The organism is uncultured Ligilactobacillus sp. (assembly GCF_948826705.1).
Classification (GTDB): domain Bacteria; phylum Bacillota; class Bacilli; order Lactobacillales; family Lactobacillaceae; genus Ligilactobacillus.
In genome coordinates this window covers 1-15,625 of sequence record NZ_CAQLEL010000062.1, presented here as the reverse complement: position 1 = coordinate 15,625, position 15,625 = coordinate 1, and the positions used below count along the sequence as shown (strand labels likewise).

17 protein-coding genes are annotated in these 15,625 nt (G+C 38.7%); 9 read left to right on the top strand and 8 right to left on the bottom strand.

Annotated elements, in window-relative coordinates; genetic code table 11:
• Positions 1-30: 30 nt before the first annotated feature.
• Positions 31-1,266, top strand: a complete 1,236-nt coding sequence (locus Q9Q35_RS03440) for a S8 family serine peptidase (RefSeq protein WP_304652148.1) — start codon at positions 31-33, stop codon at positions 1,264-1,266.
• 60 nt (positions 1,267-1,326) lie between these two features.
• Here Q9Q35_RS03440 and Q9Q35_RS03435 read toward each other — a convergent pair whose 3' ends face one another.
• Together Q9Q35_RS03435 and Q9Q35_RS03430 are read right to left on the bottom strand one after the other, a co-directional pair.
• Positions 1,327-1,581: a hypothetical protein gene (locus Q9Q35_RS03435; protein ID WP_304652147.1), complete on the bottom strand. Its 255-nt coding sequence runs from the start codon at positions 1,579-1,581 to the stop codon at positions 1,327-1,329.
• 102 nt (positions 1,582-1,683) lie between these two features.
• Positions 1,684-2,352 carry a histidine phosphatase family protein gene (locus tag Q9Q35_RS03430; RefSeq protein ID WP_304652146.1) on the bottom strand — a complete coding sequence of 223 codons (669 nt, stop codon included), beginning with the start codon at positions 2,350-2,352 and terminating at the stop codon, positions 1,684-1,686.
• A gap of 129 nt (positions 2,353-2,481) precedes the next feature.
• Here Q9Q35_RS03430 and Q9Q35_RS03425 point away from each other — a divergent pair, with 129 nt between their 5' ends.
• From Q9Q35_RS03425 to Q9Q35_RS03405, 5 genes are all read left to right on the top strand, one after another.
• The gene (locus tag Q9Q35_RS03425) at positions 2,482-3,573 is read left to right on the top strand and encodes a phosphoesterase (protein WP_304652145.1); all 1,092 of its coding nucleotides are present in this window, start codon (positions 2,482-2,484) and stop codon (positions 3,571-3,573) included.
• Between the two features lie 92 nt (positions 3,574-3,665).
• Positions 3,666-4,592 carry an ATP-binding cassette domain-containing protein gene (locus tag Q9Q35_RS03420; RefSeq protein WP_304652144.1) on the top strand — a complete coding sequence of 309 codons (927 nt, stop codon included), beginning with the start codon at positions 3,666-3,668 and terminating at the stop codon, positions 4,590-4,592.
• Positions 4,589-5,368, top strand: a complete 780-nt coding sequence (locus Q9Q35_RS03415; protein WP_304652143.1) for an ABC-2 family transporter protein — start codon at positions 4,589-4,591, stop codon at positions 5,366-5,368. Before Q9Q35_RS03420 ends, Q9Q35_RS03415 begins: the two co-directional genes overlap by 4 nt.
• Entirely contained in the window at positions 5,365-6,135 is a 771-nt protein-coding gene (locus Q9Q35_RS03410; protein ID WP_304652142.1) for an ABC-2 family transporter protein, read from the top strand. Before Q9Q35_RS03415 ends, Q9Q35_RS03410 begins: the two co-directional genes overlap by 4 nt.
• Positions 6,136-6,490: 355 nt before the next feature.
• Positions 6,491-7,153, top strand: coding sequence for a LytTR family DNA-binding domain-containing protein (locus Q9Q35_RS03405; protein ID WP_304652141.1), 663 nt, complete (start codon positions 6,491-6,493; stop codon positions 7,151-7,153).
• 108 nt (positions 7,154-7,261) lie between these two features.
• On the opposite strand, the gene Q9Q35_RS03400 is transcribed toward Q9Q35_RS03405, so the two are convergent.
• Entirely contained in the window at positions 7,262-7,954 is a 693-nt protein-coding gene (locus Q9Q35_RS03400; RefSeq protein ID WP_304652140.1) for a GntR family transcriptional regulator, read from the bottom strand.
• Between the two features lie 122 nt (positions 7,955-8,076).
• On the opposite strand from Q9Q35_RS03400, the gene Q9Q35_RS03395 reads away from it, so the two are divergent.
• Together Q9Q35_RS03395 and Q9Q35_RS03390 are read left to right on the top strand one after the other, a co-directional pair.
• A complete protein-coding gene (locus Q9Q35_RS03395; RefSeq protein WP_304652139.1) occupies positions 8,077-9,963 on the top strand; it encodes a beta-glucoside-specific PTS transporter subunit IIABC in 1,887 nt (628 codons plus the stop codon).
• A 12-nt stretch (positions 9,964-9,975) separates the two neighbouring features.
• On the top strand, positions 9,976-11,454 hold the full coding sequence (locus tag Q9Q35_RS03390; RefSeq protein ID WP_304652138.1) for a 6-phospho-beta-glucosidase: 1,479 nt from the start codon (positions 9,976-9,978) through the stop codon (positions 11,452-11,454).
• Between the two features lie 828 nt (positions 11,455-12,282).
• Here the strand turns inward: Q9Q35_RS03390 and Q9Q35_RS03385 are convergent.
• From Q9Q35_RS03385 to Q9Q35_RS03375, 4 genes are all read right to left on the bottom strand, one after another.
• Positions 12,283-12,870, bottom strand: a complete 588-nt coding sequence (locus Q9Q35_RS03385; RefSeq protein WP_304652137.1) for a hypothetical protein — start codon at positions 12,868-12,870, stop codon at positions 12,283-12,285.
• Positions 12,871-13,302: 432 nt separating this feature from the next.
• Positions 13,303-13,464, bottom strand: coding sequence for a RepB family plasmid replication initiator protein (locus Q9Q35_RS11965; protein ID WP_370648880.1), 162 nt, complete (start codon positions 13,462-13,464; stop codon positions 13,303-13,305).
• A gap of 376 nt (positions 13,465-13,840) precedes the next feature.
• A complete protein-coding gene (locus Q9Q35_RS03380) occupies positions 13,841-14,077 on the bottom strand; it encodes a DUF2922 domain-containing protein (RefSeq protein ID WP_304652136.1) in 237 nt (78 codons plus the stop codon).
• Positions 14,078-14,095: 18 nt separating this feature from the next.
• A complete protein-coding gene (locus tag Q9Q35_RS03375) occupies positions 14,096-14,296 on the bottom strand; it encodes a hypothetical protein (protein WP_304652135.1) in 201 nt (66 codons plus the stop codon).
• 264 nt (positions 14,297-14,560) lie between these two features.
• Here Q9Q35_RS03375 and Q9Q35_RS03370 point away from each other — a divergent pair, with 264 nt between their 5' ends.
• Positions 14,561-14,701 (top strand): hypothetical protein, encoded by a 141-nt coding sequence (locus Q9Q35_RS03370; protein ID WP_304652134.1) that lies wholly within the window; start codon positions 14,561-14,563, stop codon positions 14,699-14,701.
• Between the two features lie 24 nt (positions 14,702-14,725).
• Here Q9Q35_RS03370 and Q9Q35_RS03365 read toward each other — a convergent pair whose 3' ends face one another.
• Complete coding sequence (locus tag Q9Q35_RS03365) at positions 14,726-15,460, bottom strand: response regulator transcription factor (protein WP_304652133.1); 735 nt, start codon at positions 15,458-15,460, stop codon at positions 14,726-14,728.
• Between the last annotated feature and the right edge of the window lie 165 nt (positions 15,461-15,625).

The window sequence follows — 15,625 nt, the reverse complement described above, 5'->3', positions numbered from 1 at the left end:
AAACGGTCTATATTGAGGATGGTGAGTTAGGTGAGATTTTTCCAAAAGCTCAGTTGTGTAATGTTGCTTTTGGCATTGGTTATTTGTTTTTATTATCGTGACGGCTTAGTGAGCAGACCGATCGGACATACGGGCGAGTTTGCTTTAAAGCATGAACAGGCGGGATATGCTGTCTCTTTGTACTATCCAAAGATCGATCCAACTAAGGCACATCAAAAAAATGTTAGGGTCGGTGTTATCGACTCAGGGATCTCACCTAAAGTAGGATATGAACTAAATATCGCAGCTGCTTATGATCTTTCGGGGCAAAATGAGCCGTTTGATCAGACCGGTCAGGGGACTGAGATCGCGAGTATTATCGGAGCTAAAGATAACCACCACAAAATGATCGGTTTAGCGCCCAATGTTAAACTCTATTCATATAAGGTAGATACCACCAGTCGATCACTTAAAGCCGCTTTACAACAAGCTTTAAGTGATCGTGTTGAAGTTTTGACTCTCAGTTTTGAAGTTGACAAGATCACCCCACAGATAAAAGTACTGATAAACGAATATCTCGCTCAAGGAGGTTTGTTTTTTACCTCGGACAAGCGCTTGGGGCAGATAAAAGGAGTTGCCACGGTCGGAGCGTTCAATGAATATTTAGAGTTTATTGAAAGCGGATGCACATATTATGCACCAGCAAAACAGCTGGCGTTGGGGCTGGATGGTCGCGTTCGGACGGTGACTGGTAATGCGTATAGCACGGCGTTTGTCAGCGGGACGGCTGCCAGTCTACTGGCGCAAAAATTACCGCCGGCGCAAGTCAAACAACAACTTGCAACGTATTTTAGCCCGCAGGTGATCGAAAAACAGCATAATATAGGTCATGTGATCGCTAAAACTTTCAACAAAAGTGATACTTATCTAGGTATTTCCCTGGTTATTTTGACCTTGATAACAGCTGGACTGGCATTGATGTTGGCTATCAGACGACGCAAGAATAAGTATTTGCTAGGCGTGAGTATCAATACTTTGTTGCTTTTGATCTTAGCTTATTTATTGGTGCCGATCCAGGCCAATGCTCATATGATGAAGTATTGGATCTTGGGGTTATTAGTGATCTTTACGCTCTTTCAGTTATATTTTAGTTGGCGTTTAGATATGACAAGATCTTTTAGACTAAATCGTCTATTCAATCTGAGCTATAATGTCTTTTTGCTGGTCTTTTCGCTTTGGCTGATCATATTTGTGATGTTAGGCTATGCGGGAAGTACACACTTTTAGATAAATAACGCGGGACCCACTTATGATGGATCCCGCGTTATTTATACGGCATTGACCGCTTTATTTTTGAGCTAAAGTTTGAAGTTTATCGAACAGCTCATTAGCTTTTTTGCTCAATTTCGGTGTTGAACGTTTGATGACTGGTGCCATATTGGTGAATTTATGTAATTCAGCTTTGAAGGCCTCATCGGAATTGTTCTTAAAGGTCGTAACGGTTTCTTCGATATATTCGGTAAATTTGGTATCGGGTTGGGTCTGTTTGAGTTCGGTAACTAATTTTTCTAAAGTTGCGACGATATTTTCTTTTGTACTCATAATAGATTGCCACCTCTACTGTGATTTTTATTTACACTTAGAAGAATACGCTTACATCGAAATGAATGCAACAAAAAAGACCGAAAATACGGCCTTTTTTATCTAATAAGTTTCACTATCTAGGTAGTGGTTATAGTATTCGACTTTGACATCATCATCAGTTACAGTCAATTTTGTGACAGCACCGTTTTTAGGACCTAATTTGTCAGCGCCTAGATCAGGAGCAAAGTGATCGACGATACTTCTGATCGTGATACTGTGGCTGACTAAGAGCACATTTTGACCATCAGCGGTATTATTACGTAGGTGCTCAAAACCGGCATTGATCCGAGTCCAATACTGTTCATCATTTTCAGCATCCTTGAATGGATCGGTCTCATGCAAGAGATCGCGTGTTTTTCCTAGGTTATATTTTTCTAAAATATCGTTATATGTGCGACAACCGTGTAACGCTCCGACCATGAGCCAAGTTTGGGCTGCATCATTTCCTTCAAAGTAACCAAAGCTTTGTTCACGGAAGTTCTTGAGTTCACTTGGCACGATATCTTGGGAATGTTGGTTATTTTCTAAGATAAAATGGCAGGTACGCATGGCACGTGTCGTATCAGAATGATAAGCTTTGTCGAACTTGATATCGGCTAAATGCTTTCCCGCATTTTTGGCATCGTTGACCCCTTTTTGAGTTAACGGAGAGTCACACCAGCCTTGGAGACGGTTGTAGCTATTCAAGATCGTTTGCCCATGGCGCACCATATAAAGTGTAAATGTCATTGTAATATTCCTCACTGTTTTTTCGATACTTTAAATAATAACATGCACAGACTAGCTTTTAAAGCGTTGTTACGGGTATAATTAGGCTAGAATAAAAAAATGAGCGTAATCTTAGAAAGGAAATTACATTTGAAAAAGACACGACATATCAAGCTTTTTTCGCATAACGACTTAGACGGCTTTGGAGCTCCCGTCTTGATCACGACGCTAGCGCCCTACCTTTTTAAAGACGTTGAATTTGACTTAACGACTTGTTCGGCAGGTAATCTTGATCGCGAATTATCCTATTGGTTTAGACAACCTGATATTTCTCGCTTTACCGATGTCTACATTATGGATATGACACCGGATAGTGATTATTCTTTCCAACAGCTCGAGCAGCGTTTCGCTAATCATTGGTTGATCTTTGACCACCATGAAAGTGAAGAAGAATTACGGAACAACTATGCGCTAAACTGCATCAAACCGCTAGATGAGGGGAAAAATCCGAGTGCGGTCAGCTTAGTTTATGATTGGTTGAGCCAAAAGCCTGATTTTATGAAGATCCCGGAAAAGAAACGGGCGCAAGTGGCAGAATTGGTCGAGTTGATCCGGGCGTATGATACTTGGGATTGGCAAAATGATCCGTTGATGTCGCTTGAAGAAAGACAAGCAGCTGATGAATTGAATCAACTATTTTGGTTCTATCCGTTGAGTAAATCGCGTAATTTTGTCGAAAGTGTCTTTGCTACAAGCTGGGAAGATTATCGTCAAGCAAACGAACTATTGATCCACACCTTAGCAGGCAGACGCACGCGTTATTTGGAAAAGCACCTTAAAAACGTTGAGACCTGTGAATTGGATGGACATAGCTTTGGTGTTGTCTATGCTAGTGATTATAAGTCTGAGATCGCACATGCGTTGTTGAAACGTTACGATGTCGATGCCGCCTTAGTGATCGATGGACACAGCGTTTCTTTACGCTCCAATGGACGGCTAGATGTGGCTAAATTTGCCACTGAATATTTTGGTGGTGGTGGTCATGCCGATTCCGCTGGTGGGAAATTAGATGTTGAACCACTTAAAGTTGCCGAACAAGCGGTGATCGAGTCGATGCGCCAACGCTCCACGCTAAATGCTGATGTTGCTAAACAAAATAATAGTGATAAAGCTTCATTGGCTGATCAGCTCGATCCAGAAATGGCAGCCAAGCTCGCCGCCTTATTTGGAAATGATGATTAACTAAATCCTGCTCTGTAAGTGCTAAATCCTGTATAGCACTTGCAGAGCTTTTTTTGTTGCATTAAGCTTAGTGGCAAAAAAGGGTGAAAAAAATGATCGAGGTCAAAAACGCGACACTACAGTATACAACTTTTAAGCGATCACAGGGGTTAAAAGGTGTTATACATGATTTTTTCAAGCGATCAGTCATTCAGGTCGAGGCACTATCTGGAATTTCATTAACGATCAATGAAGGGGAAATGGTAGGTTTGATCGGCAGAAATGGAGCTGGAAAAACAACATTGATCAAATTATTAACAGGAATATTACCTTTAAGGCAGGGAGAGGTAAAGGTCGATCAAATGTTGCCCTATCAAAGACAAAAAGTGTTCCTAAAAAATATTGGTGTTTTATTGGGGCAAAGATCGCAATTGATCTGGGATCTACCAGCGATCGATACCTATGATATGTTAGCTGCCATTTATGAAATGCCAGCTCATATGTATAATGCTCGTTTGGCTTGGTTGAGCGAACAGTTGGAAGTAAACGAACTACTATATATTCCTGTACGTAAATTATCACTAGGACAACGAGTGAAGTGTGAGTTGATCGCTGCTTTGCTACATCGACCGAAGTATTTGTTTTTAGATGAGCCCACATTAGGACTAGATTTTGTGACTCAAAAGACTATTTATAAGATCTTGCGCCTTGAAAATCAGTATCACAAGACAACGATCATAACAACATCACATTACATCAAAGATATTGAGCAATTAGCAGATAAAGTGATCATCTTAAACAAGGGAAAAATCATTTTTAATGACAAGTTAGAGCAGTTACCAAAAGAACTAACCACCGAAGTTTTATTCGATATTGAGTTCTTAAATTCAAAATCAGTGAAGAAAAAACTAACATGTGCCCCAGATAAACTAAATGAAATTTTGGCTAAAATACCCGCAGAAAGAATTTTGCGTGTCGATCAAAGAGGTATGGAACTAGAAGAATTGATCTTGCAATTTATTAAAGGGGATAGTATATGAAATACTTGTATGTTTTTTTAGCTAGTTTAAAAGCAAAATTGATCTATCGTACTAATATTATACTAGAGTATGGGCTGACCATTTTGCAGGTAGGAGTTAGTATTTTTGTTTGGGAGGCACTGTATAGCCAGAAAGCCTTGGTAGTTCCAAACTATAGTCTGGAAAAATTAAATGCCTACCTTTTTTTAGCCAATTTTTTAGCACTGAGTTTCAGTGTTGCTCCAGCATTTAGATTAGCGACGCAAATAAAATCGGGGCGCCTTTCAACGCTCCTTGAACGGCCTATTTCTTTATACGGTGAGCATCTGGCATATTTTATAGGCGAGCAGTTTCTAGGTATGGTGATAAATCTATGCTTAATAGTATATTTTGGGACTTTATCGGGAATTTCAGTATCAATGTTACTTCTTTTAGTGATATATCTAGCTTTTGCAGGCGTAATGTTTTTTTCTTTGATGATGATCTTAGGAATGTTGGCATTTTGGTTGATCGAATTATGGCCACTGCGTTCATTTGTGACGGCGTGCTACTTATTATTTGGGGGACGTTACTTTCCGTTGTCACATTTGCCTAACAAGTTTTTTATAGTGATCCAATATAATCCTTTTTCTCTAGTTACTGATATACCAGCGCGCTTTTTAACTGTTGGATTGTCTGGATATGAATTGATACGATACTTAATTGTTACGCTTGGATGGACATTAATATTTTCAGTGATATATAGGCTTGTTTTAAAGCGTGGATCACGTCTATATGAAGGAGTCGAGAGTATATGATGCGTGTGCTAAGCTGTGCTTGGGATAAAAGTCTTAAACAGTTTATGATCTATCGAGCAACAGGGTGGTTAACTTTTTTGTTAGCAATTATTTTCTATACAATAGAGTATGTAACAGGATATGTATATTTTTCGAGCAATACGTCGGTAAATGGGTGGGATCGTACTGATTATTTAGTGTTAGTGACGGGTGTATCAGTTATGGTGTCGACCTACAACTTTATATTTATTTTGGGGCATGAGAAGCTAAGCGAGCTAATTGTTGATGGGGGCTTGGATAGTTTATTGCTCAAACCATTAGATCCATACTGGTCGGTGATGTTAGTTGGTTTTGATATGCCTAGCTTGATAGAGTTAGTTGTTACAGCAGCGGTATTTATTTATCTGATCCAGAATTATACTTTAGGTATCATAAAAATTTTTATGATCATCTGGGCTTTGAGCATGGGGGTAATGATGATCTTTTTATTGAATAGAATATGTATATGTTTTAATTTTTGGCTGGCTAAGGCAAGTTCATTAAATGGTGTAATAGAAGACTTAACGAGTATGCTCAGTAGGCCAAAAGTATTTTTTCCAAGTATCATTCAATTAGTCTTCACATTTGTGATCCCTGTACTAACAGTCACTAATATACCTGTTGAAATCATAAAAGGGGATGGTGGTGTTAAAGAACTTGTCTATTTCTCGATCGCATGTGTAGCGCTATATTACTTATCGCGTTATGAGTGGAGCCAAGGGATGAAGAATTACTATTCTGCAAATTAAAGGGGATGATGAATACCCAGCAAGAATAACAGTCAATGTTAGACATATTGGACGTGGCTTTACATCTTTGTCAGATGAACAATTTTGGAAAATGCCGAGAATAAAACTACTGCTAAAGAATCACTATTCGTTGTTCAGCTGTTAGTAAGATCTTAAAAACTAGTATTTTCAGAGATAAAAGAAGACATCTTCAAAATTCCCCAGCGTTTGGAATTGAAGATGTCTTCTTACTTATGTCACAGCCTCTTTTATAAATTAGGGATAGTATGTTATTCAAGTGATAGTTCCACATTCAAAATATTTTTACCCACGGGGATGATTTTGCGTTAAAATTACGCTAAAGGGGGAATGAAAAATGGAGGTTATGTATTTTGTGCCAGAATTATCTTTAGATTCAAATGCCAAGTTAAAAGATCACCTGGCGAAAGTACCTTGTTGTGATGATCTTCAGACTTTAGAGAAGATGTCAGCTCAAGTCTGGATCGTAGTTTTGACCCAGAAGTTATGCCAACAGACTTTGGCGACCTGTAAGTTACGCCAGCAGTTGGTTCCAAGTCAAAAATTTATCTTCTTAGTTGATCAAAAAGAGCTTTGCTTTTGGATGTATCGCTATCAATTACAGGTAACTGCAGTTATTTTTTGTTATGCCAAAACATGGTATCAAGAATTGATGGCTGCATTGCAAGAACTTGAGAAAGCTACGGATCTTTGTTTTAAAAGTAGGGGAAAGGTCATCAAAGTCGCACTTGAACAGATCTGTTATGTGGAGTCACATTGTTCTAATACACATGCTGCTGTTTTGTGGCTCATAGATAAACAAACGATCCAAGTACCTAAGAATTTACATGTTTTAGAAAAAGAAAATCCTCGTCTCTGGCGAAGTCATCAGAGTTATCTCCTTAACCCGGGAAATGTCTATATGTTAGATAAGTTAAACGCTACTGCGACCTTTGTTAATGGACTGAAATGTCCGATCTCACGTCAAAAATTCAAGACGCTAGCCGAACGCTTTGCGTAAACTAGCAGGTATTTATCTTATAGTAATAACCACTGGTGGATCTAATTTGATCTACCAGTGGCTATTTGTAGTAGAGCCAAAATAAAAAAGCTAGCACTTAGCCAGCTTTTACGCGTTACTTTGAATAAAGAACTTGGAGTTTTCGTAATGGTAGGTCGTTGTTGAATAATCGAACGGCTCGCCTGAAGTCAGATAGTAGATCTCATTTATCGTCAGTGCAGGATCGGCTGGCTTGACACCTAGTAGGTCAGCCGTTTTTTGATCGAGTTTTTTGACAGCGAGATACTTGTCCGAAAAGCCGATCGCGATCCCTAGTTCACGTACATAGTTAAAGATCGAACCTTGGACGATCTGTTCGTTAAGATAAGAAACAACATCAGTCCTAAAGTAGGATTCCTCTAAACAAAGGACCTTATTATCGATGTAGCGCAATCGCCGTACTTCATAGACTTCTTTTGGATCACCAAAGAGTTTTTGGACTTTTTTAGATGGCTTGACTTTACGTAAGGTCAAAACTTTAGAACTCATCTTATGCGTGGGCAGATCAGCGGTAAAGCCGTTATTATCGATCAAATTAACGTGATCCGCTCGTTTTGGTCGGCGTACAAAGACGCCACTACCTTGCACTTGATAGATCAAACCGCGATTTTCTAGTTTTTCTAAGGCTTTAACGATCGTACTTTTGCTGACACCATAGAGCTCCATCAGTTCTGCTAATTTGGGGAGCTTTTCGCCTTGAGCGAGATCTTTTTGAATGATCCAAGCCTCCATCTTATCAGCGATCTCAACATATTTAAGCATTTTTATCACCTCACTACAAAATTATATCACAAAGTTGAAAACCTTTTCTTGACAAATTGTGAATGCACAATTAATATATAAATGTACAATTAATTAAAACGTTTACAAAAGGAGTGAACAAGATGGCTGAAAAAGTTAGAGATTATAAAAAATTAGCGCAAACGATCGTTGATATCATCGGTGCCGATAATATCGTAAGTGCAGGGCACTGTGCAACTCGCTTACGTTTGGTGTTAAAAGAAACACCAGCTGATGCTAAAGAAAAGATCAGTGCTTTACCAGGCGTCATTACAGTCGTTGAAAATGGCGGACAATTCCAGATAGTGATCGGTCCGCATGTTGTTGAGGTTTATAATGAATTTAAGAATTTAGTTGATCTTAGTGAGAGCAATAATTTAGAGACTGAGAAAAAGAGCATCATGAGTCGTGTGATCGCAACGATGTCAGCCGTCTTTGCTCCATTTATCTATATTTTAGCGGCGGCTGGTTTATTACAAGGGATCTTGATCTTAAGCAAATTAGCTTTCCCAGCTTTTGAAGCAACGGGCACGTATAAGATCTTTGATATGATCTCATGGGCACCATTTACGTTTTTGCCGATCTTGATAGCGATCACAGCGTCGAAACATTTTAAAACCAATACTTATATTGCAATTGCATGTTGTGCAGCGTTGGTCTCACCGACCTTAGCAGAGTTGACACAACAAGTAGCTAGCGGTAAAGCGATCGATCTGTTTGGCTTACCATTATCCCAAACGACTTATACATCATCAGTCTTACCGCCACTTATCTTGGTTTGGATCTTATCATATGTTGAGCGTTTTGTAGAAAAACGTTTGCCAGGTGTGGTCAAGCAACTTTTTACGCCATTGATCTGTTTAGTTTTGATGGTACCTTTGACCTTATTAGTTTTAGGGCCAGCTTCATCTGTTGTGGCAGCTGGGATCGCTAATGGTTACAACTGGCTGGTCCAAGTTGCACCTGTGCTAGCTGCTTTGATCATCGGTGGCTTTTGGCAAGTCTTTGTTATTTTTGGGGTCCACTGGGGGATCACGCCAGTTATTATGGCCAACTTTGACATGTATGGTCGTGATAGCTTCCAAGCTTTCCAAACGATCGCTGTGACAGCGCAAGTGGCTGCTACACTAGGCGTCTTTTTGAAAGCTAACAGTAAAGAACTCAAAAATGTTTCACTTTCAGCTGTGATCACTGGTCTTTTTGGGATCACAGAACCAGCTATCTATGGTGTTACTCTACGTTTCAAACGGCCTTTCATCTACGGCTGTGTAGCTGGTGGTGTTGGTGCTGTCGTGGCAAGTTTCTTTGAACCATACTATTTTGCTTATGCAGGATTACCAAGTATTTTGACGAGTGTGAATGCGATCGATCCTAAGATGCCAATGTCATTTATCGGTCTAGTGATCGGATTAGGGGTAGCGATAATAACAGCAGTCGCATTGACATTGATCTTTGGTTTTGGTGAAACGCCAGCTAAAGATGAAAAAATGCAAGCTCAAGTTGAAGATGCGCCAGGAGTACCTGTTGAAGTGCTCAAAAATGTTGCGATCTCATCCCCATTACAAGGTGAAGTGATGCCTTTGAGCCAAGTACCTGATGAAGTCTTTTCAAGTGGTATGATGGGCCAAGGGGTGGCGATCATGCCGACAGATAATAAGGTCTACGCTCCGTTTGACGGTAAAGTTGCTATGGTAACTGGCTCCAAACATGCGATCGGACTTACCGCAGATAATGGGATCGAGCTGTTGATCCATGTTGGTCTAGATACTGTACAATTAAACGGCGCACCTTTCAAATACAAGGTAGCTGAAGGTGATCGATTTAAGGCAGGCGATATCCTATTGGAATTTGATCTAGCTGCGATCAAACGTGCAGGGCTATCACCGATCACCCCGATCATTGTGACAAATAGTGCAGCATATGCAATGATAACACCAGAAAATGAACTAAAAAATATCAATACTAATGAACCGATCTTACAGATCAACTAATGGAGGGAAAATATGCAAAAAGATTTCTTATGGGGTGGCGCAGTAGCTGCTCATCAATTTGAAGGTGGCTGGAATGCAGATGGCAAGGGGCCAAGTGTGATCGATGTTTTGACAGCTGGAGCTAATGGCGTGCCACGTAAATTAACGGAGAAGATCGAACCAAATGAATTTTATCCTAACCACGAAGCGATCGATTTTTATCATCACTATAAAGAAGATATCGCGCTTTTTGCACAAATGGGCTTAAAGTGTTTTAGAACCTCGATCGCTTGGACTCGGATCTATCCAAAGGGGATCGAAGAAGAACCAAATGAAGCAGGTCTCAATTTTTACGATGATATGTTTGATGAATTGTTAAAATATGGCATTGAACCAGTGATCACCTTATCCCACTTTGAAATGCCACTTTATCTAGCAAAAGAATACGGTGGTTTTCGCAATAAAAATGTGATCGATCATTTCGTCAAATTTGCTGAAACTGTCTTCAAACGTTACAAAGGCAAGGTCAAATACTGGATGACATTTAACGAGATCAATAATCAAATGGATACCAACAATCCACTCTTCTTGTGGACCAACTCAGGTGTAACTTTAGCCCCTGATGAATCCGCGCGTGAAGTGTTGTTCCAAACTGCACATAATGAGCTAGTCGCAAGTGCCAAGGCTGTGATCGTTGGCAAGCAGATAGACCCTGAATTTAAAATCGGTTGTATGGTCTCACATGTTCCGATCTACCCCTACTCTTGTGATCCAGTGGATATGCAGGCCGCTCAAGAAGCGATGCATGAACGCTACTTCTTCCCCGATGTTCAGGTGCGTGGGTACTATCCAAATTACGCTAAGAAGGAATGGGAACGCCAAGGATATAACTTAGACATCACGCCAGAAGAATTGGCGATCTTAAAGCAAGGAACGGTCGATTATATCGGATTTAGCTACTATATGTCCACAACTGTTAAAGCTGGTGCTAAAAATGATAATTTAGAAACATCGACTAATGGTGGAATGGAAAATGCAGTTGAAAATCCATATATCAAATCTTCAGATTGGGGTTGGGCGATCGACCCAGTGGGCTTGCGTTACACACTGAATAATCTCTATGAGCGTTATCAAAAGCCATTATTCATCGTAGAAAATGGCTTTGGTGCGATCGATCAACTTGAAGCCGATGGTACGATCCATGACCAAGCTCGGATCGATTACTTGACTGCGCATATCAAGGAAATGCAAAAAGCGGTCGATTATGATGGAGTTGAACTCATGGGATATACTCCATGGGGCATTATCGATCTAGTCTCATTTACGACCGGTGAAATGAAGAAACGCTATGGGATGATCTATGTTGATCGTGATAATGAAGGCAAAGGGACGCTGAAACGTTATAAGAAGGACTCCTTTGCTTGGTATCAACAGGTGATCAAAGATAATGGGATCAAGGCAAATTGTCTTATGCATAAAGATAAGAACTGCGAGCATGCGGTAAACGATTGAGTTAGAGGTGTGATATAATTCTCTAAAAAACGCTCGTAAATGGATTTTAAAAATTGTTCATTTACGAGCGTTTTGTATACTATAAATAAAAAGCATCAGAAACCACCTATCCATACAGAGACCCTCATAGAGAAACAAGAGCTAAAAAACGAGATCTAGATACTATTACTGCGCAACAAGTTAGTTATAGGATCAAAACTAAGGTTGATCAAGTCCAGAGAAAAGAACGAGGAATATTGGCTAGAAGAAAACGAACACTGAACGATAATAGATCTGATTTCGAAGACTTTAAGAAAAAGTAGATCATGATCTTAAGGTTTATATCCGTCATAATAGCTCTAATATTAGATGGGGGTATTCATCTTCACCAGCTCTAAAAGACGAATACTAAGAAGGCCATAACAGAAAAAGTCGAAAAAAGACAAGCCGTCACGCAAAAATTTGAAACTATGCGAAATGATATTGATAAAGCTTACAAGAAAGGCTGGATCTCTAGGGCAGAGCTACAACAGTTGGAAGTTTATATTATGTCAATAAAAAAACTCTTTTAGAGATTCATCTATTTAGAATTTTAAATTAAAAAGATCAAGCAATCTAATTCCAATGCTTGATCTTTTTAATTTATTCAAAAATACTTATTTTTTATTTTGATTAGAGAGCCTTGTATTTGGCGAAAAAATTATTATTAGCCAGATAACAAATGCAATCCATAAATACTGTTTCTCAATATTTACAAAGAACAGAGTTACTAAAATAAAACTCAAAATAACTTTGAGAATATTATTTTTAATAAAGGATAACATAATAATCCCTCTTTTCAGTAGGTATTTATTGGAAACCACAATTTGTAAAGCTGCGGAGAAACGGGTTATAGTCGAACCAAATTCCATGTGGAGTTAATGAAGCAACAACTCCTAAAGTTCCAGCGACTTTAGACACTACAGCTTCAGGTATCCAATACCCACCAATTGCTAGTCCTCCACCGATAAGTTGAACCGTACGTTGAGATAGGTATACCCGAACATGGTTCCATTTAACAACTACCTTATTCACTCCAGCGCGTCTAAAATAAGTTGGATTTAACAGATATTTTCGCCCTTGATTTTCTACAAGTATACTAGTATCAAAAGGGTTAGTCTCTGCCAAAGATTTGGACAGCTGGATATTAGTCGCAGATACTTTTTCTGATACAGCTTCAATTTCTGCACTATTCAATTCTTTTGAAATCTCTGGGGAAATCAAAAATTTCTTCTCTGTTTCTGAATATTGCACATATTTATTCGCAATAGCATCAATTCTGTTTTCGGTGTTAGCGCTAACATTCGGGCTGAAAAATGTAAATAAACCTACAAAAAATGCAACAATAAATAATAAAACTTTACCTTTGTCGTAACGATAACTAGTCATGGCTGTCATTTTAATACACTCCTTTTTTACATGACATATTGTTACATTGCATTAAATAATTTGATATATCTCCCTACATCTATATTATACACGGTGATTATATTAAGGGTAAAGTTATGTTTGCATCAAATAAAAATGATATAACGGGCATTCTTTGCTTACTTTTTAGTGTTTTGAGATACATCATCTACAACGATTGTACCCATATCCAGGTTAGTGTGTACAGAGTGTATATCTAACTTATATCCCGTTATCTTCTACTGTTTTTTAAAGTTGTCATTGTGATCAGTGTATTAGGGGCAGTTCTGCGATCTCTTTTGTGGCAACATTTATGCTGTCTTTTTTCAACAGATTCTAAAAACCATGACTGCCAATCTTCAAGACTTTCTTGAATGGTTACATTACATTAGGTGGAAAACGGTTGGGATAATTGTAATCTCTTCATTTACCAAAAGCATTAGTATTCCAAGGCTTAATAGCGTATTTTGATCGTACTTGTGATAGTTCAGATAACTTAGAGACGTAGAATCTTTCTTTCAAGTGAAAAATATAAGGTGCTACTTTTTGACCAAAACGAAAGACTCTGCTATCAGCCTTGATTATTTTTATATAATCAAATTAGTTAGTCCAAACAAAAACAGCGATACCCGAAAAAGAGTACCGCTGAAAGTCAGTTACTAGCTAGACTATCTAAAATTGATCAGATAGAAATGAAACAAGAAACTGAATAGCTTTTTTAACTAGCTACTTGAATTCAAATTCTGAAAAATAAGATCTATCGTAGAAGACAGTATGAGATCGAACTTATTTTCGGTGATCTGAAGGCTTATTTGGGATTTACTTGATTTTCTGTACGAAGTAAGAAAAAGTAAATCGACAAATGGGAATAGCGTTAAGGGCATTGAAATGGTCGTCCTTTTATATAGAGACTTATGTCATAGCTTATTTGGTCAGCGGGGCATAAGATCTTTAACCCGGGTTATTTTGCGGGTTTATTATCGAATAAAACGTGATCAGTGGTCGTGACATACCGTGCGCCCATGGGGACCTCATACATGGGATGCTTATCCTTGTCGACAAATAACTTCAGATCAGCGAGTTGTTGCATCGCTTGTTTGACCTTTTCTGTGTCAAGATCGGTATCGACAAAGTTTAACTGCATGTGATGTGTTGCATGCTTGGCCGTGGATAAGAAGATGAGATCTAATTTTTTCATAATACGATACCTCCGTGCTTAATTAGTGTGGCTTGTGGTCATGACATAAACTTCTTTTAGCTGTTCGCCAGTCAACGTAGCGACGAGTTGTCCAAATTGATGGAGTTGATCGGGGGTTGCACCTTGGATCACATTGTTAAAGGAACGTTGGCGTGTTGATCCGTCCTTTTTTGTGAGTTTTACGCGAATTGCATTTTTGTCCCAGATTACTTCAGTCATTGGTCATTCCTCCTTAGATTTATTATGTAAGTCGATCGCCCTTACACTACTAATAACGAAATGAGTTGCCGATATGTAACCCTAAAAAATAATTTTTTTGAAATAGACCATTTAATGAAAAAAAGATACCGTTTACTGAAATAGGGTCCTTTGATCAGAGCTTGTATAGTAGAATAAAGGTGGATAGAAAAGGAGACATTAATGGATAAATTAGTGTTTTTAGATACAAACGCTAAAAAGACATTATGATATGGAGGGATTAAAATGGGACACAAGAAGAGTTTAAAGGCGAAGTTGGCCTTAGTTGGGATCATCTTGTTGGTAGTGCTCACTAGTTTTTCATTTTGGACACATCGAGATGATGTCTTCCACGGGTTTGATGCCGGTTTTGAACAGAGCAAATAGAAACTAAAAACAAGGGCAGCGAGCTTAGTAGCTACCCTTGTTTTTAGTTTGTAATAACTTTAATTTACGGCGCGATATCGGACAAGAAAGTCCATTTTTAAAGAAGAGCAATTTTTGCGAGTTATCAACGACTTCAACATTTTCCAAGTTGACTAAAAAACTACGATGAACTCTGATGAGTCGGGGCTCGAGTTGCTCTAACTCATGGAGATTTTTAGCGATCTGGAGTTTACGATTATCAGTTAGCCACAAGATCGAAGCGTGACTATTTGAATAGTGGGTCTCAAAAAAGCAGATCTTCGCAAATTCAAGATCGATAAAATGATTGCCTACTTGCAACGCAAACATTTCAGATGTGTTTTTTTGACGCTTATTTAGCACTAACTTGAAGTCTTCTTTGATGCTATCTAAGATCGTTAGACTATCTTTGGCGATGAAGTCTAGGGCAGCTACTTTATATTTATAGGTCAAGGGCATCAACTCGGCGTGTGAAGTAAAAAAGATCAGGGCAGCTTGACTATCATAGTCTCTGATCTGCTGGCCAACTTTTAAACCTTGTTGTTGATCACCTTTGAGTTCTAAGTCTAAAAAATAAATATTTTGATTGCTTGGAATAAAAAGCTCGGCTAGTAGTGCTTGGGGATCTTTGAAGGTTTTTAAGTCATAGCTAGACACACCTAGATCTTTTAAAAGCGAGCTGATGATCTCTGTTAAGCGATAAATATGGATGGATTCATCTTCTAAAATAGCAATGTTCATCTTGATAAACCTGCTATATAAAACTTGAACAAACGTAATCAAATATATCAAATGATTACATTTGAGAAAGAAATATAGCTTTTCCTTTCCTAATTTTATTTACTACCATCAACGCTAGTATTCCCATATCCTAACAAGAGGGTAATGACATTGACTAGCTCAGAT